This is a genomic window from Streptomyces sp. NRRL WC-3618 (assembly GCF_001280005.1).
Taxonomy (GTDB): Bacteria; Actinomycetota; Actinomycetes; order Streptomycetales; family Streptomycetaceae; genus Streptomyces.
Map to the genome: position 1 here is coordinate 36,590 of NZ_LGDW01000213.1, position 23,579 is coordinate 60,168.

Annotated in this window: 18 protein-coding genes; 11 read left to right on the top strand and 7 right to left on the bottom strand. The window is 72.4% G+C overall.

The window, feature by feature from the left end:
• Nucleotides 1-18: 18 nt before the first annotated feature.
• The 5 genes from ADL01_RS19640 to ADL01_RS19660 all read right to left on the bottom strand — a co-directional run bounded on the left by ADL01_RS19640 (nt 19) and on the right by ADL01_RS19660 (nt 8,641).
• Nucleotides 19-1,914 carry an amino acid adenylation domain-containing protein gene (locus tag ADL01_RS19640; protein ID WP_078960631.1) on the bottom strand — a complete coding sequence of 632 codons (1,896 nt, stop codon included), beginning with the start codon at nt 1,912-1,914 and terminating at the stop codon, nt 19-21.
• Nucleotides 1,911-2,663: a thioesterase II family protein gene (locus ADL01_RS19645; protein WP_053743321.1), complete on the bottom strand. Its 753-nt coding sequence runs from the start codon at nt 2,661-2,663 to the stop codon at nt 1,911-1,913. The genes ADL01_RS19640 and ADL01_RS19645 overlap by 4 nt, the downstream gene beginning before the upstream one ends.
• A gap of 20 nt (nt 2,664-2,683) precedes the next feature.
• Nucleotides 2,684-2,899 carry an MbtH family protein gene (locus ADL01_RS19650; RefSeq protein WP_053743322.1) on the bottom strand — a complete coding sequence of 72 codons (216 nt, stop codon included), beginning with the start codon at nt 2,897-2,899 and terminating at the stop codon, nt 2,684-2,686.
• A 94-nt stretch (nt 2,900-2,993) separates the two neighbouring features.
• Complete coding sequence (locus ADL01_RS41075) at nt 2,994-5,324, bottom strand: acyl-CoA dehydrogenase family protein (RefSeq protein ID WP_063783554.1); 2,331 nt, start codon at nt 5,322-5,324, stop codon at nt 2,994-2,996.
• Nucleotides 5,321-8,641, bottom strand: coding sequence for a non-ribosomal peptide synthetase (locus ADL01_RS19660; RefSeq protein WP_053743323.1), 3,321 nt, complete (start codon nt 8,639-8,641; stop codon nt 5,321-5,323). The genes ADL01_RS41075 and ADL01_RS19660 overlap by 4 nt, the downstream gene beginning before the upstream one ends.
• A gap of 314 nt (nt 8,642-8,955) precedes the next feature.
• Between ADL01_RS19660 and ADL01_RS19665 the strand changes: the two genes are divergently transcribed.
• The 5 genes from ADL01_RS19665 to ADL01_RS19685 all read left to right on the top strand — a co-directional run bounded on the left by ADL01_RS19665 (nt 8,956) and on the right by ADL01_RS19685 (nt 14,221).
• Complete coding sequence (locus ADL01_RS19665; protein WP_053743324.1) at nt 8,956-9,705, top strand: sulfotransferase family protein; 750 nt, start codon at nt 8,956-8,958, stop codon at nt 9,703-9,705.
• On the top strand, nt 9,702-10,592 hold the full coding sequence (locus tag ADL01_RS19670; protein ID WP_053743325.1) for an alpha/beta fold hydrolase: 891 nt from the start codon (nt 9,702-9,704) through the stop codon (nt 10,590-10,592). The genes ADL01_RS19665 and ADL01_RS19670 overlap by 4 nt, the downstream gene beginning before the upstream one ends.
• 42 nt (nt 10,593-10,634) lie before the next feature.
• A complete protein-coding gene (locus ADL01_RS19675; protein ID WP_053743326.1) occupies nt 10,635-11,489 on the top strand; it encodes a class I SAM-dependent methyltransferase in 855 nt (284 codons plus the stop codon).
• Between the two features lie 46 nt (nt 11,490-11,535).
• On the top strand, nt 11,536-13,173 hold the full coding sequence (locus tag ADL01_RS19680) for a condensation domain-containing protein (RefSeq protein WP_053743327.1): 1,638 nt from the start codon (nt 11,536-11,538) through the stop codon (nt 13,171-13,173).
• A gap of 64 nt (nt 13,174-13,237) precedes the next feature.
• Complete coding sequence (locus ADL01_RS19685; protein ID WP_053743328.1) at nt 13,238-14,221, top strand: aldo/keto reductase; 984 nt, start codon at nt 13,238-13,240, stop codon at nt 14,219-14,221.
• A gap of 62 nt (nt 14,222-14,283) precedes the next feature.
• Here the strand turns inward: ADL01_RS19685 and ADL01_RS19690 are convergent, their stop codons facing one another.
• Entirely contained in the window at nt 14,284-15,456 is a 1,173-nt protein-coding gene (locus ADL01_RS19690; RefSeq protein WP_078960634.1) for an argininosuccinate synthase domain-containing protein, read from the bottom strand.
• 234 nt (nt 15,457-15,690) lie between these two features.
• Here ADL01_RS19690 and ADL01_RS19695 point away from each other — a divergent pair, with 234 nt between their 5' ends.
• The 5 genes from ADL01_RS19695 to ADL01_RS19715 all read left to right on the top strand — a co-directional run bounded on the left by ADL01_RS19695 (nt 15,691) and on the right by ADL01_RS19715 (nt 22,315).
• Nucleotides 15,691-18,807, top strand: coding sequence for a non-ribosomal peptide synthetase (locus ADL01_RS19695; protein WP_159049580.1), 3,117 nt, complete (start codon nt 15,691-15,693; stop codon nt 18,805-18,807).
• An 81-nt stretch (nt 18,808-18,888) separates the two neighbouring features.
• Complete coding sequence (gene cysC / locus ADL01_RS19700) at nt 18,889-19,455, top strand: adenylyl-sulfate kinase (RefSeq protein ID WP_053743331.1); 567 nt, start codon at nt 18,889-18,891, stop codon at nt 19,453-19,455.
• Nucleotides 19,452-20,399, top strand: a complete 948-nt coding sequence (cysD, locus tag ADL01_RS19705) for a sulfate adenylyltransferase subunit CysD (RefSeq protein WP_053743332.1) — start codon at nt 19,452-19,454, stop codon at nt 20,397-20,399. Before cysC ends, cysD begins: the two co-directional genes overlap by 4 nt.
• A 2-nt stretch (nt 20,400-20,401) precedes the next feature.
• Nucleotides 20,402-21,706: a sulfate adenylyltransferase subunit 1 gene (locus tag ADL01_RS19710; protein WP_053743333.1), complete on the top strand. Its 1,305-nt coding sequence runs from the start codon at nt 20,402-20,404 to the stop codon at nt 21,704-21,706.
• Nucleotides 21,707-21,805: 99 nt separating this feature from the next.
• Entirely contained in the window at nt 21,806-22,315 is a 510-nt protein-coding gene (locus ADL01_RS19715) for a hypothetical protein (RefSeq protein ID WP_053743334.1), read from the top strand.
• Here ADL01_RS19715 and ADL01_RS19720 read toward each other — a convergent pair.
• Nucleotides 22,299-22,961, bottom strand: coding sequence for a response regulator (locus ADL01_RS19720; protein ID WP_053743335.1), 663 nt, complete (start codon nt 22,959-22,961; stop codon nt 22,299-22,301). The genes ADL01_RS19715 and ADL01_RS19720 overlap by 17 nt on opposite strands.
• 174 nt (nt 22,962-23,135) lie before the next feature.
• Here ADL01_RS19720 and ADL01_RS19725 point away from each other — a divergent pair, with 174 nt between their 5' ends.
• Nucleotides 23,136-23,510, top strand: a complete 375-nt coding sequence (locus tag ADL01_RS19725; RefSeq protein WP_053743336.1) for a hypothetical protein — start codon at nt 23,136-23,138, stop codon at nt 23,508-23,510.
• The last annotated feature ends 69 nt before the right edge of the window (nt 23,511-23,579 follow it).

A 23,579-nucleotide genomic window follows, 5' to 3' on the forward strand; every position in this document is an offset into this window, starting at 1 on the left:
CTTCTGGGGAGAGTTTCGTCAGGCCTGTACGGCCGGCGCGTCGGGGCGCGGGGTGGGGTTGCCGGGCTCGAGATCCCGCGTTTCCTCGGCGGCCAGCAGTGCACCGAGGCTTTCCTCGTCCATCTCGTCCATCTCGGCCACGAGCGCTTCGACGACGGCCTGGGCGAGCCCGGCGACGGTGGGTGCGTTGAGCAGGGCCCGGATAGGGAGGTCCATGGCGAAGGCGCGGCGCAGCCGGGCCATCAGGCGCACGGCCAACAGCGAGTCGCCGCCGAGGTCGAAGAAGCCGCGGTGCCGTGCGACCGGGCCGCACCCCAGCACCTCGTCGAAGAGCGCGGCGACGGATGTCTCGATCTCGCCCTGCGGCCCGTCCTCGGGCTCGGCCGCTGTCCGGGCGCGGTCGGGTGCGGGCAGCTGCGCGCGGTCGAGCTTGCCGTTTGAGGTGAGCGGCAGCGCCGCGAGGACGGTCGAGGTGGCGGGCACCATGTGCGGGGGCAGGTGCCGGGCGAGGTGGTCGCGCAGGTCCCGCTCGGTGGCATCCGGGTCGGCGTCGGGGGAGAGGACGAGGTAGGAGGCGAGCCGGGGGTGCCCGGGGTCGGTCTCGTCCAGTACGACGGCGGCGGCTGCGACCAGGGGGTGGCTCGTCAACGTCCGCTCGATCTCGCCGAGTTCGATCCTGAACCCGCGGAGTTTGACCTGGTGGTCGCGGCGCCCCCGGTACTCCAGCTCGCCGTCGGGCCTGCGGGCCGCGAGGTCGCCGGTGCGGTAGAGCCGTCCGCCGCCGCCCGCGGGGTCGGGCAGGAAGCGCTGCGCGGTGAGGTCGGGCCGGTTGAGGTAGCCGTCGGCGACGCCCGCGCCGCCCACGAACAGCTCGCCCGTCTCGCCGTCCGGCACCGGTTCGAGACGGTCGTCCAGCAGGTGCAGGGTGAGGTCGGCCAGCGGGGCGCCGATGGGGCTGCCGGGGCGGTCGAGGTCGGCTCGGGTGACCGGGCGGTGGGTGACGTGGACGGTGGTCTCGGTGATGCCGTACATGTTGATCAGACTCGGCGCGTCGGTGCCGTACCGGTCGATCCACGGGCGCAGCGTCGCGACGTGCAGGGCCTCGCCGCCGAACACCACCGTGCGCAGGGATGTCCCGGGGAAGCCCGCGGCCCCGGCGGCGGCGATCAGGTGGGTGAAGGCGGTCGGGGTCTGGCTCAGGACGGTGACCCGTTCGGCGCGCAGCAGTTCCCACATGGCGTCGGGGTCCCGGGTGACGGCGTACGGGACGACGACGAGCCGGCCGCCGTGCAGCAGCGCGCCCCAGATCTCCCACACGGAGAAGTCGAAGGCCGCCGAGTGGAACATCGTCCACACGTCCTCGGGGCCGAAGGCGAACTTCTCCTCGGTGACGGAGAACAGGCGCAGGACGTTGGCGTGGGTGACCCGTACGCCCTTGGGGCGGCCGGTCGAGCCGGAGGTGTAGATGACGTAGGCGGCGTCCGTCGCGCAGACCTGTTCGGGTTCGCCGGCCGGCTCGTGCCCGGCGGCGGGCGGGTCGACCGTGAGGAACGGGATGTCGTGGACGCCGAGCCGTTCGTCGAGGCCGGGGCCACCGAGGAGGATGCCGCAACCGGCGTCGCTCAGGGTCAGCCGCAGGCGTTCGTCGGGGTAGCCGGGGTCCATCGGCACATAGGCGGCGCCGGTGCGCAGGACTGCCAGCATCGCGGCGATCAGGCCGACGCCGCGGTCCGCGCACAGCCCCACCAGCGTGCCCCGGCCCGCTCCGGCCGCGCGCAGCCGCCCGGCCAGTTCCTCGGCCGCGCGCTCCAGTTCGGCGTAGGTCAGGGACCGGCTGTCGTCCGACACCGCCGTGCGGTCCGGCCACCGGCTCGCGGCCCGGGCGAAGGCCCCGTACACACCTGAAACAGTCATGACGTCAATTCCTTGTGCTCGGTGGGAAGTCGGTACGAGTCCTCGGCGGTGCGGCGAACGGTGGCGACGACGGCCGCGTCCTCGTGCAGGTAGAAGTGGCCGCCGGGGAAGATGTGCTGGCGGAAGGCCGCGCCGGTCGCCTCCTGCCAGGCCAGGTTCTCGGCCGGGGTGACGGAGGGGTCCTGCGCGCCGGTCAGCGCGGTGACCGGACAGCTCACGCCGCTGCCGGTCCAGGGCCGGTAGCTCTCCCCGGCCCGCAGGTCCGCCCGCAGCACCGGCAGCAGGAAGGCCATCAGCTCCCGGTCCCGCGCGATCGCCTCGTCACAGCCGCCCATCTCTTCGAGCCACCCGATGAGTCGGTCGTCGGGGAGCCTGTACGACGCCGTCGCGCGGGCCGGTCTCCCCGGTCCCGGAGATCCCGAGACGAACAGGTGCGCGGGGCTGATCCCGTACCGCTGCTCCAGGCGCCGGGCGACCTCGAAGGCGACCAGGGAGCCCATGCTGTGGCCGAAGAGGACCAGGGGGAGACCGGGGCGGGCGGTGAGCCGGGGTGCCACCTCGTCCGCCAGTTCCTCGCAGGTCTCCAGCAGGGGTTCGGTGAAGCGGCCGGTGTGGCCGGGGTGGGTCACGGCGAGGAGTGCGATCCGCGGTCCCAGCGCTCGCTGCCAGCCCCGGTAGGCCGCCCCCGACCCGCCCGCGTGCGGGAACGCCACGACGACGGCCTCCGTCGCGGCCGGCAGGTCCGCCACGTCCGGGCACGGGCTCCCGGTCACCGGGCGGTGCCCGTGAAGGTTCGGGCGCTCAGCGGCCTGGTGTCCGTCCAGGCCCGGGCGATGCGGTCGAGACACTCGGCCTCGGTCCCGGGCCCGCCTTCCGCCCGCCAGCCGTCGGGGAGGGGGCGCCTGCCCGGCCAGATCGAGTACTGCTCCTCGGCGTTGACGACCACCAGATGGGAGGCATCGGGGACGGAAGGGGAAGGGGGCATGGTGGGGGCTCCTGGTCCGGGGCGGAAAGGACGGGTCGGGTCAATGGGTGTACGAGCGGCGGGCGGTGAGGTCGGTCGGACGGTTCGGGTCGGGTCAGCCCGTGTGCGGGCCCCGCGCGGTGAAGCTCAGGTCCGTCAGCAGGTCGAGGTCGGCGGGTGCGCCCTCCAGCCGCAGGCGGGCGGCTTCGCGCCACAGCCGTTGCGGCGGGCCGAGCCGGACCGCCTCCACGCGGGCGAGGCGGTAGTGACGCTGGACACCGAGTTCCGCGGTGAGGCCGTGGACCCCGCAGACGTGGACGGCGGTCCGGGTGGTCTCCAGGGCGAGTTCGGCGGTGAGGGCGAGCGCGTCGACCGCCGCGCGGGCGGCCGTGCGGCCCTGGTCCGCCAGGGCCGCTGCCCGCCGGACCACCAGGCCTGCCGCGATCAGCCTGGCCTTGAGCGCGGCGAGGGCGAAGGCGACGGCCTGATGGTCGCTGAGCGGCACACCGAACTGCCGGCGCCGCGTGGTGTAGGCGCTCGCCTCCTCATGGGCCCCCGTCGCGACGCCCAGCAGATAGGCCGCCTGACGGACCCTGCGCCGGGCGAGCAGTCCGTCCGGGACGGGCACAGCCTCCTCCCGGCGCACGACCACGCCGTCGAGGTACAGCCGGGCCGTGCCGTCCGCCGTCATCTCGAACCGCAGGCCGGGGCGGTTCCGGGGCAGCGGTACGACGGTGTCCCCGGCGCCGGTGAGCGGCGTCCCACGCGAGCCCGCCGACGTACCCGTCACCGCGTCGGCCGGCAGCGTCAGCAGCAGAAGGTCGGCATCCGCGTCGTCGATCTCCCAAGTGCCGGAGATTTTCCAGCCGTTGTCCGTCGACAGGACTACGGCCGCGCCGTCAGGGGTGCCGGCCGCAGCAGTGACGGTTCCCGCGGCGATGCCCGCCGGCCACTCCTGGAGACCGGGAACGGCACGCAGCAGGTCGGCGGCCAGAGCCACGTCCCGGTAGGGCCCGCCCAATCCAAGCCGCCCGAGCTCCTCGCACACCATTGCCGAAGCCCCCAGCCCGAGATCGAACCCGCCCGACACGGCCGGCGCGTCGAAGCCGGGGACCCCGAGTTCGACCAGTTGGGGCCAGCCGGGGCAGGCGGCACCCGGCAGGGCGGCGGGGCCGTGCACCGCCCGAGCCGTGTCCCTGTCCCGGCCCAGAACGGCCGCGCCGAGCCGGTCGCGGACCGCCGCGCGCAGCTGCCGCAGCAGCGGATCGGCGCCGGCCCGGTCGGCCTGAGCACCTTGCGCGCCCTGGGTACCCGCCGAGGCGATGATCTGGAGCATCACCTCGGAGGTACCCGCCGACAGGGTCAGACCCGGCGCCTCCCGATAGGCCGCTTCGAGGACCGCCGACCGGGCGCCGGGGCGAGTCCGCGCCCCGCCGGTCAGTCGGTTCGCCCAGCAGGCCACCCCCTGGGCCGTCTCGCTGGTCAGATACTTCGCGGTGGCCGTCGCGACATCGTCCGGGGCACCGGCACTCGCGTCGATCGCGTCGATCACGTCCCAGGACAGCAGCCGGCCCGCCTCGACCTCGGCGCCGAACCGGCCGATCTCCGCCAGGTTCTCCTCGGTGGCGGCGCTGTCGCGCAGTTCGGCGAGGGCGGCGGCGTACCAGCGTTCGGCCTTGAGGGAGTAGTCCAGGCCCGTGCGTTCGACGGCGAGCGCCTTGGTGAGCAGGGGCCAGCCGCCGCCGACGGGGCCGATCACGTCGGCGGCCGGCACCCGGACCCCGTCCAGTCTGATCCGATGGAACTGTTCGTCGGCGATGCCGTGAATCACCTCGCGTCGGACACCCGGCGCGTGGAGGTCGACGAGGAAGAGGGTGATGCCCCGGTAGCGGCCCCCGGGCTCGCCGGTGCGGGCGGCGCACAACGCGATGTCGGTGATGTCGCTCTTGAGGCTGTACGACTTGGTGCCGGTCAGCTCGAAGCCGCCGTCGCAGACGGTCGCCACGGTCTCCAGTGCGGCCAGGTCGGAGCCGGTGCCCGGCTCGGTGTAGAGGACGCTGGCGAAGGCGCTGCCGTCGGCGAGCGCGGGCAGGTGGCGGGCCTTCTGCTCGGGGGTGCCGGCCATGAGCAGGAACAGGCCGACGATCTGGACGGAGTTGACGTGCAGAGTGTCGGGGACCCCGGCCCGTACGAGTTCTTCGGCCACCGCGGCGGCGTCGGCGAGACCCAGGCCCAGGCCGCCGTACTCCTCGGGCCAGTTGACGGCCAGCAGGCCGCGGCGGCCGAGGGCGCGGTACAGGGGGCGGACGTCGGGCTCGCGCACGCCGGGGTCGGCGAGGCGGTCGAGCAGGTCGCGGACCTCGGGGTCGGCGAGGGCTTCCTGGACCTGGGCGCGCGGCGAAGCGGGCCCCGCCGCCAGGGGGTACGTGAGTTCGCCGACGGTCATCGTGTCGCTCCGCTCTCCGCCTGGAGCAGGCGGGCCGCCTCGGCCTCGGACATCTGCTCGATCCTCGTCATCAGGTCGTCCTCGGCCGCGGCCGAGGCGCGTGAGGTGTCGACGAGCGCGGCGAGTCCCGCGACGGTGGGCGCCTGGAAGAACTCCGAGAGGGACACCGTCGCCTCGAACAGCGCGGTGATCCGGGACATCAGCGCCACGGCCTGGAGGCTGTTGCCGCCGAGTTCGAAGAAGTCCTCGTCGACGCCGACGCGCTCGCGCCGCAGGAGTCCCGCGAACACCCCGGCCAGGGTGCGTTCGGTGTCGTTCCTGGGTTCCGTGTGCGCGGTCGGGTCGCCCCCGTCGAGTTCGGGTTCGGGCAGGGCCCGGTGGTCGACCTTCCCGCTGACCGTCAGGGGCAGCGCGGGCAGGGTCACGTAGTACGAGGGAGCCATGTAGCGGGGCAGCCGCTGCCCCACCTCGGTCCGTAGCCCGGGGACGTCCACCGAGTCGGGCGCGACGTACGCCACGAGGTGGCGGTCCCCGCGCGGGTCGGTCCAGGGGACGACCGTGACCTGGTCCACGCCGGTGGCGCCGGCCAGCGCGGCTTCGACGTCGCCGAGTTCGATGCGCAGTCCGCGGATCTTGACCTGCTTGTCGATCCGGCCGAGGAAGACCAGGCTGCCGTCGCGGCGGCGCCGGACCAGGTCGCCGGTGCGGTAGAGCCGGCCGTCCGGGGCGGACCCGAACGGGTCGGGCACGAACTTCTCCTGGGTGAGTTCGGGGGCGCCCAGGTAGCCGCGGGCCAGTCCCTCGCCGCCGATGAGGAGCTCCCCGGCCACGCCGTACGGGACGGGTTCGAGGTGGCGGTCGACGACGTGGGCGACGTGGCCGGCGATGGGCAGGCCGATCGGCGGGGACGAGGCCCATTGCCCCTCGCACTCGTGCACGACCATGGTGACGGTGCACTCGGTCGGGCCGTAGCCGTTGAAGAAGCGCCGGCCGGGGTTCCACCGGTTGACGAGTTCACCGGGGAACGCCTCGCCGCCGACGAACACGATCCGCAAGGAGGGGAAGCGCTCCGGCTTCAGCAGCGCCATGACGGTCGGGGGCAGGTCGGTCACGGTGATGCCGGCACTCTCGATGAGGTGCTGGAGCGCGTCGACGTCGAGCCGTTGTGCGTCCGTGGCGAGGTGGAGGCGGGCGCCGGTCAGCAGCGCGTTGAACATCTCGCCGACCGACACGTCGAAGTTCGCGGCGGCGTATCCGAGGACCCGGTCCGCCGGGGTGAGGTCGAACAGCTCGCGTGCCGCCTCGACGAAGCCGACCACCGAGTGGTGTTCGACGAGGACGCCCTTGGGGACGCCGGTGGTGCCGGAGGTGTACAGCACGTAGGCGAGGTCGGCCGGATCCGGGCCCCGGTCCGGTGCGTCGGCCGGGCGGCTCGCGAGGACGTCCGCCGACCGGTCGAGGAGCAGCGCCCCGGTGCCGTCCGCGGGCAGCCGGTCCGCCAGGGCCTCATGGGTGACGATCAGATCCGGTGCCGCGTCGTCGAGTATCGCCGTCATACGGGCGGCCGGATAGGCCGGGTCGACGGGGACGTACGCGGCGCCCGCCTTCAGTACGGCGAGGACGGCGGTGACGAGGTCCGCGGCGCGCGGCAGGCACAGCACCACCCGGCCGCCCGGCTTCACCCCCCGCTCACGCAGCAGGTGGGCCAGTCGATTGGCCCGGACATCGAGTTCTCCGTACGTCAGTTGCTCGTCCCCGGTGACCAGGGCGGTCGCGTCCGGGGTGGCGCGGGCGTGGCGTTCGAAGGCGGCCGGGACCGAGAGGGGCGGTACGGCGAGGGCGGGGCCGTTCCAGCGGGTGAGGTGTTCCTCGCGCTCCTCGGCGGACATGAGGGCGGCGCGGGAGGCGCGGCACCCCGGGTCGCGGGTGACCGTGGCCAGCAGCTCCCGGTAGGCCGACTGGAACTGGGCGATCGTCTCCGGGTCGAAGAGGTCGGTGCTGAACTCGACGGCGACCTCGGTGCTTTCGGCTCCCGTCACCACGCTCCAGCTCAGGTCGAACCGCGAGGTCCCCGGATCGATCAGCCGCTGGTCGACGTCGAGGCCCGGCAGGGTGAGTGGGGAGCCGGCGTTCTGGTAGGCGAAAACCACCTGGAAGACCGGGGAGCGGGACGGGTCGCGGCGCGGGCGTACCGCCTCCACCAGTGCGTCGAAGGGCAGTTCGGCGTGGCCGAGCGCGTCCCGGGTGACGGCGGCGACCCGGTCGAGCAGTTCCCGGAAGGTGGGATCGCCGGAGAGGTCCGCGCGCAGGGGGAGCATGTTGACGAAGAAGCCGATGAGGTTCTCGGCCTCCACGGTGTCGCGGCCGGCGACCGGGGTCCCGATCACCAGGTCGTCCTGGGCCGTGCAGCGGTGCAGCAGCAGGAGGAAGGCCGACAGGTGGACGACGTAGGGCGTGGTCCCGGCCGACCTCGCCAGTTCGTCGACGGCCGCGCCGGTCCGGGGCGGCAGCGCGGCCGTGCGGCACGCGCCGCGGTAGGAGATCTCGGCCGGCCGGGCCCGGTCCGCAGGCAGTTCCAGGGTGGGCGCGCCCGCGAGGGTGTTCCGCCAGAAGTCGGTGAGCTGGCGGTGGCGGTCGCCGGTGAGGCGGTCGCGCTGCCATTGCGCGTAGTCGCCGTACTGGACGGGGAGGGGTTCGATCCGGCCGGCCGCGGCGGCGTCGCCGGTGCCGGCCGCGTAGTAGGCGGCGAGTTCCCCCGCGAACACGCCGCTGGACCAGCCGTCGAAGACGGCGTGGTGGACGACGAGGAGCAGAATCTGTTCGTCGTCGGCCGTCCGCAGCAGTTCGGCCCGCCACAGGGGTGCCCGCGCCAGGTCGAACGGCGCCCGCGCCAGCGCCCGCGCGATCCGCTCGGCCTCGGCCTCCGGCTCGGCCTCGGTCCGCAGGTCCCGCACGGGGAGTTCCACCACGAGGTCGGGTACGACGAACTGGCGCGCCTCGCCCGCCTCTTCGCGGAATCCGGTTCTGAGCACCTCGTGTCGCGCGACCACGGAGGCCAGCGCCCCTCGCAGGGCGGGGACGTCGAGCCGGCCGCCGATCCGGAACGCGGTGCCCACGTTGTAGGTGGCCCGGCCGGGCGCCAGCCGGTCGAGGAACCAGAGGGTCTGCTGGCCGTGGGAGAGCGGCGCCGGTCCGGTGGTCCGGCGCGGCGCCGGCTGCGCGGCGGACGTCTGCCGGGCGCCCGCACGCAGCCGGGTCAGCAGCTCGGTCCTTCGGTCCTCCGGAAGGCGCGCCAGCCTTTCGATCAACTCACTCACCGCGGAACTCCTTAAAGCCTGCCGCCCAACGGGCGCGAATTGTTTTCCAGAATAGTTTCCGAACCCTTCCGCGCCTTCCTTCGCGTGCTGAATCCCCGGTACGCAGAAGAATGAGGAAAGCGTAGTCCGAGGACCTTTTCTCAACGTCATGATTACCCCCCGGGTAATCATGACGCTTACCCGTAAGGGAAGTCCGGGTAAGCATTTGTACGGTGTTCCTTTTCCTCGCCCCGTCCGTCTAGCATGACCCCGGTGCGGCGAACAGTGGGTGCCGTACATCACGGCTACTGGACTTCCGGGGAAGCGGGTCGAAAATGACTGATGACAGCGAAGATGTCCGAGAGCAGCCGCGGATCATCGCTCTGTGGAGTGCGCCGAGATCCCGGTCCACCGCTTTCCTGCGGATGATGATGCAGCGCGACGACCTGGTCGTTCTGCATGAGCCCTTCTCCATTCTGGCGGGTTTCGGCGAGTTCGAGATCGCCGGGCGCACTGTGCGCACGGCGTCCGAACTCATCGAGAAGATGCGGGAGCTGAGCAGGGAGAAGCCGGTGTTCTTCAAGGACACAACGGACTTCCACTATCCGGAGGTGCTGGCCGACGAGAGGTTCCTGCGAGAGGGCGCGCATACGTTCGTCATTCGTGATCCGGCGGAGGTGATCGCCTCCCATTACGCGCTCAATCCCGACCTCGACCGCGCCGATGTCGGATTCGCGCGACTGCACGAGCTGTACACGGCCGTGGAGAAAGCACAGGGCGCGCCGCCGGTCGTCGTCGACTCCGACGATCTGCTCGACCACCCGGAGGCGACGGTCCGTTCCTATTGCGCGCGTATCGGTCTGATTTTCCGTGCCGACGCCCTGACCTGGCAGTCCGGTGTGCCGTCGGAATGGCGCAAGACCGAGCGCTGGCATGTGGACGCGAGCGAGAGCACCGGATTCGTCCGGCGCGAGAAGCAGTACACGGACACGGTGGAGAGCAACGCCCACCTGGCCGAGATCCACGCGGAGCAGCTTCCGTTCTACTCGTACCTTTTCGAGCGCCGGATCGCGGTGGAGGCGTGAGCGGCGCCCGTACCGCGCCGCCGACCGGGGCGGAGGCGCTGTCGCCGACGAAGCGGGCGCTGCTGGAGCTGATGCGCAGCCGCCGGGCCGCCGGCGGGGGTGTGGTCGTGCTCAGGGACGGGGAGCCCGGCGCGGGTGATCCGCTCGTGCTCGTCCACCCCATCGGCGGCGGCGTCTTCTGCTACGCGGAGCTGGGCAGGCGGCTGCCGCCGGGGCGGGCGGTCTGGGCGATCGCCGCGGACGGTCTGCTCGACGGCGCGGGGCCCGAGCCGACCCTCGCCGAACTGGCCCGGCACTACCGGGAGTTGCTGGCCTCCGAGGGGCTGCGTACGCCGGCGGCGGTGGCGGGCTGGTCGTTCGGCGGGGTCGTCGCCCATGAGATGGCGCGGCAGTGGTCCGCCGGTACGGACCGGCCGGCGCCGCCCGTCGTACTGATCGACTCCGCGCCGTGGCCCGAGGAGGCCGGGGCCTGGACGCCGGCCGAGACCCTGCGGGCCTTCGTCGAGGACCTGCTGGGCTGGAGCGGCACGGAAGGGCACCCCGCGTTGACCGCGTCGACCTGGGAGCTCCCGGCGGTGGACGCGCTGGCCTCAACCGTGTCCCAACTGCGCCTGAACGGGCGGGACTTGGGTCTGTCCCCCGCCGATCTGCACGTCAAGTACCGGGTGTTCGAACGCGCCACCCGGGTCATGCGGGCCCACCGCCCGGCGCGGCACACCGGCCCGGTCACGATGATCCGCGCCGCGGACTCACCGGCCGACCCCGAACCATGGGCCGCCCTGGCCGACGGACCCGACCTCGCCGTCGTCACCGTCCCCGGCGACCACTTCGGCGTCCTGCGGGACCCGGTGGTACGGCGGGTCGCCGCGACCCTCGCCGCGATCTGACATCCGGGCCACAGCCCGCCCGACAAACCTGGAGTGAACGCCGTGAGCGTGCCGACGACCGATCAGAACATCACCACCGAAGCCTTCGAAGCGTCCTTCGGGGAAGCACAGAGCGAGACGGCCGAGGACGAGTACCGCCACGAAGCCGAGCTGTACGACGTCCTGTGGGCCGACCTCAATACCCTCGACCTGCCGTTCCAGCTGGCCCGCACCGAGGAGTTCGGCGGCCCGCTGCTCGAACTGGCCTGCGGCACCGGCCGGGTGCTGCTGCCCTGCGCCGAACTGGTCGAGCGTGCCGTGGGCGTCGACATATCGCCGTCGATGCTGGAACAGGGCCGCGCGGCCCTGGCGGCGGCCGACCTGCCGGAGGGACGCGTCGAACTGGTGGAGGGCGACTTCCGCACCTTCCGGCTCGGCGAGAAGTTCGCCCTGGTCCTCGCGGCCGGTCAGCCGATGTACCACCTGGAGACCACCGAGGACTGGCTCAGCGCCCTCACCTCGATACGCGAACACCTGCAGCCCGGCGGCAGGTTCGCCACCGGTGTGCCCATCTTCAGCGACGAGGTCGTCGCCGAGTACGACCGGCGTCAGTTGTTCGCCGGAGAGATCCGCCACCCCCGTACCGGGCAGCGGATCGCCATGTGGGACTTCAACACCTTCGACACCGCGGCGCAGAAGATCACCCGGCGCCGGGTGAGCGAGGTCCTCGACGAGGAGGGCTTGGTCCTGGAGAGCCGGCACAGCCTGCGGACGAACTACTACCGCTCCCCGGAGCAGATCCGCGAGCTGCTCGGCCGGGCCGGTTTCCGGATCGACCGGGAGCACGGCGGTTTCGACGAGTCCCCCTTCGAGCCCGGCTCCGAGTACTACGTCTGGGTCGCCTCCGCCGCCGAGTGAGCCGCCCGCACCACCCCCTTCACCAGCGCACACGAGGAGACCAGCCATGTCCACGGTGATCGAGAACCGCACCCGGGACCGGATCGAACAGACCATGCGTACCGCCTGGGCCGAGGTGCTGGGCACCGACGCCTTCGGGCCCGACGACAGCTTCTTCACCCTGGGCGGCGACTCGATCACGGCGATCCGGCTGGTGGGCGTCTGCCGCGCGGGCGGCGTCGAGATGAAGGTCGCCCAGGTCTTCCTGCACCCCGTCTTCCGCGACCTGGTCGCCTTCCTCGGCGGCCCGGAGTCCGCCGGACCCCCTCCGGCCGAGGACCAGGCCCGGCTGTCGACGACGCTCGCCGACCTCGACCCGGCGCTGGTCCCCGCGGGCGTGGTGGACGCCTACCCACTGTCCGCCGTGCAGTTGGGCATGCTCTACCACTGCGAACTCGACGGGGACACGGGCCTCTACCACGATCTGACCAGCTGTGAGATCCGGGGCCGCTGGGACCGGGCCGCGCTGGAGGAGTCCCTTGCCGTCCTGTGCGACCGGCACGACGTCCTGCGCACCTCCTTCGACCTCGCCGACTTCCCCGAACCGCTCCAACTCGTGCACGCGCGGGCCGTCGTACCCGTCGAGGTCGAGGACCTGAGCGCGCTGGACCGTACGGGACAGGAGGAGGCGCTGGCCGGCTGGTGGGCGCGGGAGGCCGGCGTACCTTTCGACCTGTCGGCGGCGCCGCTCCTGCGCGTTCACGTCGGCCTGCGCTCACCGCACTCCTTCCAGCTCTCCCTCTCGGTTCACCACATCCTGGTGGACGGCTGGAGCTACGCCCGCCTCGTCACCGAACTGCTCACCGAGTACGCGCGCCGTACGGCCCCGACGCCGACGCCGTACGACGCCGCGCCCGCGCTGCCCGCTCTGTCCGGTGTCAGGTACCGCGACTTCATCGCGCACGAACAGCGGGCCGTCGCCTCGGCGGACTCCCGCGACTTCTGGTCCGGGCTGCTGGCCGGTGCCGCCGTCCTGCCGCTGCCGGCGCCGGACGGGTCGGGGCGCGGCGAGGCGGAGGCGGAGGCGCTGACCGTGCGGACGATACCGGCGGACCTGACGGCTGGTGTGCGGCGGGTCGCGAACGAGCTGCGGGTGCCGGTGAAGAGCGTCCATCTCGCGGCGTATCTGCACACGTTGAGCGCCCTGTCGCAGGCGCCCGACGTGGTCGGCGGGATCTGCGGGAGCAGCCGGCCCGAGCGGGAGGGCGCCGAGCTGGTCCTCGGGGTGTTCATCAACGTGCTGCCGGTCCGGCTCGTCGTGCGCGGCGGGACCTGGGGCGAGCTGGTCACGGCCGCCTTCGAGGCCGAGCGCGCGCATCTGCCGCACCGCGCGTACCCGCTCGCCCGTATCCAGCGGGACCTGGGGCGGGCGCCCTTCGAGACGATGTTCAACTTCACGGATCTGCACGCGTTCGACGCCATCGGCACGCTGCGGGGCGTCGAGGCGGACGGGTGGCGCTTCGCCGACCGCACCAATTTCCCCGTCGTGGTGGAGGTGAACCGGCGCCCGCTCCAGGAGGAGGTGTTCGACCTCCAGGTCAGGGTCGACCCGGAGGCGACGGCCGCCGCGACCGGGCAGCGGCTGGCGGACCTGTTCCTGGAGGCGCTGGCGCGGCTGACCGCCGATCACACGGCGGCGTACTGACGTATCGCACGGCGGCGGTCCGACCGGGCCGCCGCCCCTTCCCTTTTCGTGAAACGGAGTGGTCATGGAGTACCGACGGTTCGGACGCCTCGGCTGGCAGGTCGGCGAAGTCGGCTACGGCATGTGGGGCATCGCAGGCGGTGAGGGCGGATGGGCCGGCGCCGACGACACGGTGGGTGACGCGGCGCTGCGGGAGAGCGTGCGTCTCGGCTGCAACTTCTTCGACACGGCCTGGATCTACGGCCGCGGCCACAGCGAGGAGCTGCTCGGCAGGCTGGTGGCCGACGAACCGCAGAACCGCCTCTACACGGCGACGAAAATCCCCCCGAAGAACCGCGTGTGGCCGTCCGGCCGGGAATCCAAACTCGAAGAAGTATTCCCCGCCGACCACATCATGGAATACGCGCACAAGAGCCTCGAAGGCCTGGGAACGGAATCGATCGATCTTCTTCAGCTGCACGTCTGGGAGGATTCCTGGGCCGACGACGAACGCTGGCAGGAACCGATCCGCGCACTGAAGGACCAAGGGCTCGTGGAAGGTTTCGGTATCAGCGTCAACCGCTGGGAGCCGGAGAATGTCCTCAAGGCGCTGGAGACCGGCCTCGTCGATTCCGTGCAGGTGATCTACAACATTTTCGACCAGGCGCCCGAGGACGAACTCTTCGACGTCTGCGTGGAAAAGGACATCGCCGTCATCGCCCGGGTCCCGTTCGACGAGGGCACGCTCACGGGGACGCTGACCGAGGACACGACCTGGCCGGCCGGTGACTGGCGCACCTCGTACTTCGTCCCGGAGAACCTGAAGGCGAGCGTGGCACGGGCCGAGGCGCTGAAGGAGGTACTGCCGCCGGGGATGACGCTCCCCGAGCTGGCGCTGCGCTTCATCCTGCGGCACCCGGCGGTGAGCACCGTCATCCCCGGGATGCGCAGCCTCGGGCATGTACGGTCCAATCTGGGCGTGAGCGGCCGGGAGCCGCTGTCCGACGAGTTGACGGCGACGTTGCGCGGGCACCGCTGGGACCGGGTGCCGACCGCCTGGTCCCAGTGACCGATCGTGCCGTACGGGGGTGGAGAGAAGGGGGTCCTTCTCTCCACCCCCGTACGGCACGATCAGCTCGCGGCCTCCAGCTGCCAGTGGTGACCGCCCTGGGTGAAGCGGGTCTGGCGGGCGGTGCCCCGGTTGCCGGGGAGGTCCGTCAGCGTGTGGACCGTCACCGTGCCGCGGTACAGCTCGGCCACCACCGTGCCGCTGACCTCGGCGGCGAGGATGTCCGCGGCCTCGGCGGCGGCGCGGCCCGCGGCGTCGAAGCAGCGGCCCTCGTACACGGCGGTCGCGAGCGCGCCGGACAGCTCGCGCATCAGCAGCGTGCCGGGCTTGTCCAGGCACGCCTGCCGCAGCGCCGCGAGGCACTGCCCGAGTACGTCGAGGCCGGGCGCCTCGTAGACGCCGCGGCACTTGGTGCCGTTGACCCGGTTCTCCACGGTGCTGCGCAGCGAGATGCCGTGCCGTCCGCCGTTCGCGTTCGCCCGCAGCACGGCCTCCAGCCCCGACACCGGCACGCCGTCGATCTCCACCGGCCTGCTGCGCTCGAACCGGATGCGGACCGTCTGCGGTTCGTCGGCGGCCTGCGGGGGCCAGACCGTCATCAGCGGCGACACGGCGGTCGGCGGCGTGGCCAGCGACTCCAGCAGGTCGCTCTCGTGCGAGAAGCCGGCCAGATTGCCCTCGACCGAGTACGTCGCCCAGCCGGCCAGCTGCTCGGGGAAGCCGACCGAGTCCAGGTACGCGGCCATGCTCCCGCGGTCGGGGAAGCGCTCGCGCATCCAGGGTGCCGTCCAGGGCGCGAAGACCTCCAGGTCGGGCGCCAGGGCCGCGCCGTAGCGGGCGAACCGGGCCTGGTCGTTGCCGCCGCCGACGCAGCCGTGGGCGAGGATCTCGCACCCGTCCGCGCGCAGGGCCCCGGCGAGCCCGCTGACCAGCACGGCGCGCGAGGCCCCGGTGGTGTTCCAGTAGCCGCCGTCGTACGACGCCTCGTGGGCGACGAGCCGCAGCGCGGTCTCGGCCATCTCGGCCCGCAGGTCGACGGCCCGGACGGTGAGCCCGAGCCGACCGAGCGCCTCGTACAGGGCGGCGTCGGGGGCCGGACCCGTCTGGCCGATGTCGGCGACGTAGGCGATCGTCTCCACGCCCTGCGCGGCCAGCCAGGCCGCGACGGCCACGCTGGACAGTCCGCCGGAGACGAGCATTCCGACTTTCCTGCCCCACAGTTCTTCGATATCCATCGTCGACCCCTCCACTTCGATACCGGACACATGAAATTCGGCGCAACAGTACTGCCGTTTTTTTCCGGCTGTCAATTACCCGGGGAAGAACCCGCTGGATTCCGCCGGGTAATCATTTCCCGTACGCCGGTGTAATCGCCTGAATATGTGTGGAGGGAAAAGGCGTGCCCTATGCTCGCTCCGGTGAGGCCGCCCCGCCGGCCCTTCGGGAAGCAGGACGTTCAGGGAGCGCGTATGGAGTCGAGAGTGTTGAATCAGCAGTTGACGCCTGAATTCGCGGGCCGGTCCGTCCGGTATTCGAAGGACCGGAATGTGCTCCAGCTCTTCGAGTCCTGGGTCAGGGCGGCCCCGGAGGCCACCGCGGTCACCTTCGGCACGGACACGCTCAGCTACCGCGGTCTCGATCGGCGGGCCGCCGCCCTCGCCGGCCGGCTGGCCGAACTCGGCGTCGCCCGGGGCGACTTCGTGCCGCTCGCGGTGGAGGGCGGCCTTGAGCTGCCCGTCGCCATGGTCGCCGCGATGAAGCTGGGCGCGCCCTTCGTCCCCGTCGACGACCAGGTGCCCGCGGACCGGCTGCGCGAGATGCTCGCCACGCTCGACGCGAAGCTCGTGGTCTGCTCCCCCGGCCTCGTGGACCGTCCGTTCGGCGTCCCGGTCCTCCCGGTGGACGTCCTCGCCCTGCCGGAGGACGCCCCCGCGCCGGACACGGGCCCCTCGGACCTCGACGATCCGATCTACGGCTTCTACACCTCGGGTTCGACGGGACTGCCCAAGTGCGCCGTGAACATCCACCGGGGGCTGCTGAACCGCTTCCAGCACATGACCGCGCACCTCAGCGACCGGTCCGACGAGGTCGTCCTGCAGAACAGCCGCCACCAGTTCGACTCCTCCCTGTGGCAGCTGCTCTGGCCGCTGACCACCGGCAGCCAGGTGGTCATCCCGAAGCGGTCGGGCATCCTCGACCTCACCGCGACGATCGACGTCATCCACCGGCATGGCGTGACCATGACGGACTTCGTCCCCTCGGTCTTCGCCACCCTGGTCGAACTGCTCGCGTCCGAACCCGCCCGAGCGACGCGGCTGCGCAGCCTGCGTACGGTACTCATCGGCGGTGAGGAGATGACCGCGGCCGCCGTGCACACCTTCCGGGCGCTGGTCCCGGGGGTGGTCGTGGTGAACACCTACGGCCCGACCGAGGCTTCGATCGGCTCGGTCTTCCACGAGGTGTCCGACACGGACCTGGACCCGATGCCCATCGGCCGGCCCATCGACAACACGTACGCCGTGGTCCTGGACGAGGAGCTGCGGCCGGTCACGCCCGGGGAGATCGGCGAGATCTGCATCGGCGGCGAGTGCCTGGGGCTCGGCTACCTCAAGGACCCCGAGAAGACGAACGCCGCGTTCGTCGCCAACCCCTTCCCCGAGATCCCCGGCACCCGCCTCTACCGGACCGGTGACCTGGGCTTCCACCGGCCCGACGGGGTGCTTCAGTTCTGCGGCCGGCGGGACAACCAGGTCAAGATCGGCGGGGTTCGCATCGAACTCACCGAGGTCGAGGCCGCCGTCCTCACGCATCCGCTGGTCCGGGACGCCAAGGCGCTGGTGGACGACAACCAGGGCAATCCGCTGCTGACGGCGTTCGTGGTGCTGCGGGGCGCGGGGGTGGGGGACGCCGGGCTCCGGGAGCACGTCGGACAGATCCTGCCGCCGGCCCTCGTGCCGCGCCGTTTCGTGGTGCTCGACCATATGCCGCTGACGCCCAACGGCAAGACCGACCGGCGGCAACTGGCGGCGCTGCTCGCCCCCGCGCGGCGCGCGCCCGTACCGGGAGCCCGGGGTGAGGCGGCGGACGAGACCGGCGAGTCGGTGCGCGCGGCCTGGCTGCGGCTGTTGCCCCGCTCCGAGATACGCCTCGACGACGACTTCTTCGCCTGCGGCGGCGACTCTCTCAGCGCCCAGCGGCTGGCCGTCCGGCTGAAGGAGATCACCACTATGAAGTGGTCGGCCCGCGATGTGTTCCTCCACCCGACGCTGGGGGCGCAGCTCGCCCGGATCGCCGGGCGGGGGACGTCGGCCGCGGCTGCGGCGCCGGAGCTGGAAGTCAAGTCGTTCCTCGAACTGGCCGGCAATGACACGGAGTTGCCGGCCGGGATCGGCGCCGGCCTGGAGCGGCTCGCCGGCCTGGAGCGGCTGGGGGAGACGGCGACAGAAACGGCGCCGCCGCCCCAGAACATCCTGCTCACCGGCGCGACCGGCTTCATCGGCGCCCAGCTCCTGCACGACCTCCTGGCATCCACCCCGGCGACGGTTCACTGTCTCGTCCGCGCCGAGGACGCCCCGTCCGCGCGCTGGCGGCTGACCGCGCAGCTCGCCGGGTACCGGCTGTGGGACGAGGCGTGGTCACGGCGGATCGTGGCGGTGCCCGGCGATCTCGGTGAGCCTCGACTGGGGCTCAGCGGGGCGGAGTTCGACCGGCTGGCCGAGGTGACCGACACCGTCGTCCACTGCGGTGCGACGGTGAACTTCACCCGGGACTACGCGGCGCACCGGGCCGTCAACGTCGGCGGCACCCTGGAACTGATCCGGCTCGCGGCGCGATCCCGGCTCAAGCCGTTCCACTTCCTCTCCACCCTGAGCGTCCTGCCCCAGAGCCGCCCGCTCGAAGAGCCCGCAGCGGCGGACCTGCCGCCGACCGACGGCTACAGCCGGTCGAAGTGGGTGGGCGAACTCCTGCTCCAGCGGGCGGCCGAGCACGGACTGCCGCTGACAGTCCACCGGTTCGGCGACGTGATGCCGCACTCCCGGCACGGCATCCCGAGCCGCTGGGGCCTGCCCGACCTCCTGGTCCGCGCCTGCGCCCGGACCGGACTGAGCTTCGGCAGCCCGGCGGTCATGGACTACCTGCCCGTGGACCACGCCGGCGCCCTGGTGACGGCCGCCGTCCTGCGCCGCGCGTACGGCTACTTCCATCCCATGCGCCCGCGGCCGACCCGGCTGGACGAACTGCTCCTGGCCTTCCGGCGCGAACTGGGCCTCACGGAGGTGTCGTACGAGGCCTTCTGGACCGCGGTCGAGGCGTCTGCGGCCGTCGACGGCGACCGCGACGCCGCCGCTCTCCTGGCCCTGCTGCCCGAACCGTCGGGCGACGCGGCCCAGGACGGGAAACGGATCGCCGCGCTGCAGAGGTACGAGCCGCTGCCGGCCGCCCGCGCCAACGCGGACCGCCTCGCCGCGGCCGCCGGCCTCGGCCGCCCCCCGGTCGGCCCCGAGACCTTCGCCCGGTACGCCGACCACTACCGCACCACCCGGCAGGACGGCGCGGCCCTGCACGTCATGGAACTCGTGGGCTGAACCACCGCGAAACCGCCGCCCGACGGCACCCTCCGCAGCCGCCCCGAACAGCCACCCCACACCTGAACGGAGAACCAGCGCATGCCGAAAACAGCCCCCCGCCCACCGACCACGCCCCGGCAGGAGGGAGCCACCGTCTGGTTGACCGGCCTCCCCAGCTCGGGCAAGACCACCGTCGCCACCGCCCTGGAGCGACGCCTGGCCGGCCGCCGTGTCCAGATCCTCGACGGCGACGAACTGCGCCCGGTCCTCTCCCCGGGCCTCGGCTTCTCCCGCCAGGACCGGCACGCCAACGTGCAGCGCGTCGGCCTGGTCGCCGACCTGCTCTCCCGGCACGGCGTCCTCACCCTGGTCCCGGTCATCGCGCCGTACGCGGACGCCCGGACGGCGGTGCGCGAGCGCCACGAGCGCAGCGGAACCCCCTATCTGGAGGTCCATGTCGCCGCGCCGGTGGAGGTCTGCGCCGGACGGGACGTCAAGGGCCTGTACGCCGGGCAGCGCGCGGGCAAGGTGCGCGGCCTCACGGGGGCCGACGACCCGTACGAGGTGCCCGAGGCGCCCGACCTCGTGCTGGACACCCACTGCCAGAGCGTCGACGAGTCCGTCGCCGCACTGTGCGGACTGCTCACGACGAGGGGGCTGATATGACGACGACCGTCGCGGCGCGGCAGCGGTCCGGCGCGGCCGGCGCGGTGGAGCCGCTGTCGCACCTGGACGTCCTGGAGGCCGAGTCGGCGCACATCATGCGCGAGGTGGCCGGGGAGTTCCGGCGGCCGGTGCTGCTGTTCTCCGGCGGCAAGGACTCCATCGTCATGCTGCACCTGGCCCGCAAGGCGTTCTGGCCCGCCCGGCCGCCGCTGACGCTGCTGCACGTGGACACCGGCCACAACTTCCCCGAGGTGCTGGAGTACCGGGACCGGGCGGTGGCCGCGTCGGGTCTCGAACTGGTCGTCGCGTCGGTGGAGGAGTACCTGGCGTCGGGTCGGCTGCGCGAGCGCGCCGACGGCGTCCGCAACCAGCTGCAGACCGTCCCGCTGCTGGACGCCATCGGCGCGGGCGGCTTCGACGCCGTGCTCGGCGGGGCGCGCCGCGACGAGGAGAAGGCCCGGGCCAAGGAGCGGGTGTTCAGCCTGCGCGACGAGTTCGGCCAGTGGGACCCGCGCCGGCAGCGTCCGGAGCTGTGGCAGCTGTACAACGGCCGGCAGGCGCCGGGCGAGCACCACCGGGTGTTCCCGCTGTCGAACTGGACCGAGCTCGACATCTGGCAGTACATCGAGCGAGAGGGCGTGGAGCTGCCGGGCATCTACTTCGCCCATGAGCGGGAGGTGTTCCGCCGGGACGGCATGTGGCTGACGGCGGGCGCGTGGGGCAGCGGCCCGGTATCGGGTGAGCCGGTGGAGCGGCGGCTGGTGCGCTACCGGACGGTGGGCGACATGTCGTGCACCGGCGCGGTGGATTCGGACGCCCGGACGGTCGCCGAGGTGGTCGCCGAGGTGGCTCGCAGCCGGATCACCGAACGGGGAGCGACCCGCGCCGACGACCGTGCGTCGGAGGCCGCCATGGAGGACCGCAAACGCGAGGGGTATTTCTAGCCATGACCGTGACCCAGACCGTGACCCAGACCGTGTCCGTCCAGCCGACCGGGCTGCTCAGGTTCGCCACCGCCGGCTCCGTGGACGACGGCAAGTCCACTCTGGTGGGGCGGCTGCTCCACGACTCGAAGTCGGTCTTCACCGATCAGCTGGAGGCCGTCGAGCGCGCCTCCCGGCAGTCCGGACGGCCGCTCACCGACCTCGCGCTGCTGACCGACGGGCTGCGGGCCGAGCGGGAACAGGGCATCACCATCGACGTGGCCTACCGCTACTTCGCCACGCCGAAGCGGCGCTTCATCCTCGCCGACACCCCCGGGCACGTGCAGTACACCCGGAACATGGTCACGGGGGCGTCGACAGCCGACCTGGCCGTGGTCCTCGTGGACGCCCGCCACGGGGTGGTGGAGCAGACCCGCCGCCACACCGCCATCGCCGCGCTGCTGCGGGTGCCGCACATCGTGCTGGCCGTCAACAAGATGGACCTGGTGGGCTATTCGGAGGAGGTCTTCGCCTCCGTCGCGCGGACCTTCGCCGCGTACGCCGCCGACCTCGGCGCGGCGCGCGTGACGTCCGTCCCGGTGTCCGCGCTGTCGGGCGACAACGTCGTACGGCCCTCCACCCACATGGACTGGTACGCGGGCCCGACCTTCCTTGAGGTGCTGGAGAACGCGCCGGCCGGCGCGGCACAACCGGCGCCCGAGGTCCGGCTGCCGGTGCAGTACGTGATCCGGCCGCAGTCCGCCGAGTATGCCGACTACCGGGGCTACGCCGGGCAGTTGGCCTCCGGGGCACTGCGCGTCGGCGACGCGGTGACCGTCTTCCCGTCGGGTACGACCACCACGGTCGCCGGCATCGACGTGCTCGGCCGCAGCTGCGAGACGGCCCGGGCACCGCAGTCGGTGACGGTCCGGCTGGCGGACGCCGTCGATGTCTCCCGCGGTGACGTGATCGGCGCCGGGCCCGCGCCCGCGGTGACCCGGGAGGTCGAGGCGGTCGTCTGCCATCTCTCGGAACGGCCGCTGCGCGCGGGCGACCGGGTGCTGCTGAAGCAGGCCACCCGTACCGTGCGGGCGATCGTCTCGGACGTCCAGGACCTGATCGACGTCGCCACGCTGGACCGGCTCCCCGCGCCGGACGGGCTGCGGCTCAACGAGATCGGCCGGGTACGGCTGCGGACCACCGAGCCGGTGGCCCTGGACACCTACGCGGACAACAGGCGCACGGGTTCGTTCATCCTGATCGACCCGGCGGACGGGGCCACGCTCACGGCGGGGATGGTGGAGCGACCCGGGCAGGGCCGGCCGTAACAGGAACCGGGCGCCGACCGCGTGTGCCGCCCGTCCCACCGGCGCCTTCCGACCGCCGGTCACTTCGCATCGTCGCGTCCCCACTCCTGGAGGAAACCCATGGAACGAGCACTCGTTCACGACGTCGCACTTGTGTTCGGCTTTGAGCGGATCTCGGTCACCGGGCCGGCCGGCGGGCAGGCGGGGGTCTTCCGTGCCCTCGCGGACGCGGGCGTCACGACCGACATGGTGGCCCAGCGGGTGCTGGACGCCTCGGGTCTGATGGAGCTGTCGTTCACCGTGGCGGGCGCGCAGGCCGGCCGGGCCCTCGTGGCACTGCGCGGCAGCGGCCCGCACTCCGGCGTCCACACGGTCCGGCGTGACGGCCCGGTCGCGAAGGTCTCGCTGCTGGGTACGGGCCTGCGCTGCGACGCGAGGGTGGCCGCCGCGTTCTACGAGGCGGTGTCCCGAGCCGGTTACGCGTACGGGCTGGCGGCGCCGTCGGCCACCGGGATCTGCGCGGTCGTACGGGAGCCGGACGCCCTCGGGTGCGCGCGGGCGGCGCGCGCCCGGTTCGGGCTGCCGCTCGGGGAGGCCGTGGCGGCCGGGCTGGTCACGTCGGCCGCATGAGACCGGCTCGGTAGGCGAACGAGACGAGCTGGGCGCGGTCCTTCAGTTCCAGCTTGTTCCGCAGCCGGTAGACGTGGGTGCGCACGGTGGCGATGCCGATCGAGAGCTGCCGGGCGACCTGGTCGGTGGAGTGGCCCTTCGCGAACAGCAGGAGGACCTCGCGCTCCTTGGGCGTCAGGGCGCCGACAAAGGGCTGGAGCCGTTCCTCCGGCTCGTGCTCACGGCGGCAGTACCAGTCGATGAGCCGCTTGGTGACCCGCGGCGCGAGCATCGCCTGGCCGCGCGCCGCCGCGTAGACGGCGGCGGTGAACTCCTCGCTGCTGCTGTCCGGGGAGAGGATTCCGCAGGCCCCCGCGTGCAGGGTCTCGGCGATGGTCTCGCTGCTGTCGTCCATGGTGAAGACGATGGACTGGACCGGGTCCGCGAGGGTCTCCTCCCGTACCCGCCTGATCATCTCCAGGCCGGGGATGCCGCGCAGGGTGAGCCCGGTGATGACGACATCCGGGCGGCGCTGGCGGACCAGGGTGACCGCGTGCATCCCGCTGTCGGTGGTCCCGATGACCTCGATGTCCGGCTTCGCCGACAGCAGGGCGCGGATGCCGTCACGCATGACCGGCATCTGATCGCAGATCAGCACACTCGTCACTCTGTACTCCCCTCGTCGGCGGCGGTTCGGTCGTCCGCCGCCAACCGCAGTTCTAGGCCCGGGGGGTACTGGAGGGTTCCTGTTCCGGTCCCGGTCCGGGAACGGGCCGGGAGCCGACCGGGAGCGGCGGGCGCGAGCCTCCTCGTGTCTGTCGCGAATCCGGAGGAGGAACCCGTGAACCAACCCACGCACGCGGACGACCAGGCGGACGGGCGCGCGTTGCGTCGGCCCCTGGGGGAGCTGTCCGCCATCGAGGCGGCGTCGGCCTTCTCCGAACGCGGTGACCCGGCGGCCCGGAGCCGTTCCGGGGAGCGTCCGCAGGGCCCGGAATTCAGGGTCGAGACCATGACGAGCAACGGTATGCACCAGGTCGTCGGCATCGCCCACTCCTGCGACGCGCCGCCCGCGGAGCCGGAGCAGGCCACGCTGCGGTCGGCGGTCATGGCGCTGCTGGATCTGGCGGGGCACGAGTCGGGGCCGGCGCGTACGACGGTCGTCCTCACCGCGCGCGGCCCACACATCGTGGGGTGCGAACTCCAGGGCTCCTGACGGCTGATGTGCCCGCACAGCTTTGCACTCGCATGTACAGAACAAATGCCGACCGGCCTATGATCATAA

Excerpts from the sequence above, each read along its gene's own strand:
- ADL01_RS19640 (WP_078960631.1), bottom strand. The coding sequence starts at position 1,914 with ATGACTGTTTCAGGTGTGTACGGGGCCTTCGCCCGGGCCGCGAGCCGG.
- ADL01_RS19650 (WP_053743322.1), bottom strand. The coding sequence starts at position 2,899 with ATGCCCCCTTCCCCTTCCGTCCCCGATGCCTCCCATCTGGTGGTCGTC.
- ADL01_RS41075 (WP_063783554.1), bottom strand. The coding sequence starts at position 5,324 with ATGACCGTCGGCGAACTCACGTACCCCCTGGCGGCGGGGCCCGCTTCG.
- ADL01_RS19665 (WP_053743324.1), top strand. The coding sequence starts at position 8,956 with ATGACTGATGACAGCGAAGATGTCCGAGAGCAGCCGCGGATCATCGCT.
- ADL01_RS19680 (WP_053743327.1), top strand. The coding sequence starts at position 11,536 with ATGTCCACGGTGATCGAGAACCGCACCCGGGACCGGATCGAACAGACC.
- ADL01_RS19685 (WP_053743328.1), top strand. The coding sequence starts at position 13,238 with ATGGAGTACCGACGGTTCGGACGCCTCGGCTGGCAGGTCGGCGAAGTC.
- ADL01_RS19690 (WP_078960634.1), bottom strand. The coding sequence starts at position 15,456 with ATGGATATCGAAGAACTGTGGGGCAGGAAAGTCGGAATGCTCGTCTCC.
- ADL01_RS19695 (WP_159049580.1), top strand. The coding sequence starts at position 15,691 with ATGGAGTCGAGAGTGTTGAATCAGCAGTTGACGCCTGAATTCGCGGGC.
- cysC (WP_053743331.1), top strand. The coding sequence starts at position 18,889 with ATGCCGAAAACAGCCCCCCGCCCACCGACCACGCCCCGGCAGGAGGGA.
- cysD (WP_053743332.1), top strand. The coding sequence starts at position 19,452 with ATGACGACGACCGTCGCGGCGCGGCAGCGGTCCGGCGCGGCCGGCGCG.
- ADL01_RS19710 (WP_053743333.1), top strand. The coding sequence starts at position 20,402 with ATGACCGTGACCCAGACCGTGACCCAGACCGTGTCCGTCCAGCCGACC.
- ADL01_RS19715 (WP_053743334.1), top strand. The coding sequence starts at position 21,806 with ATGGAACGAGCACTCGTTCACGACGTCGCACTTGTGTTCGGCTTTGAG.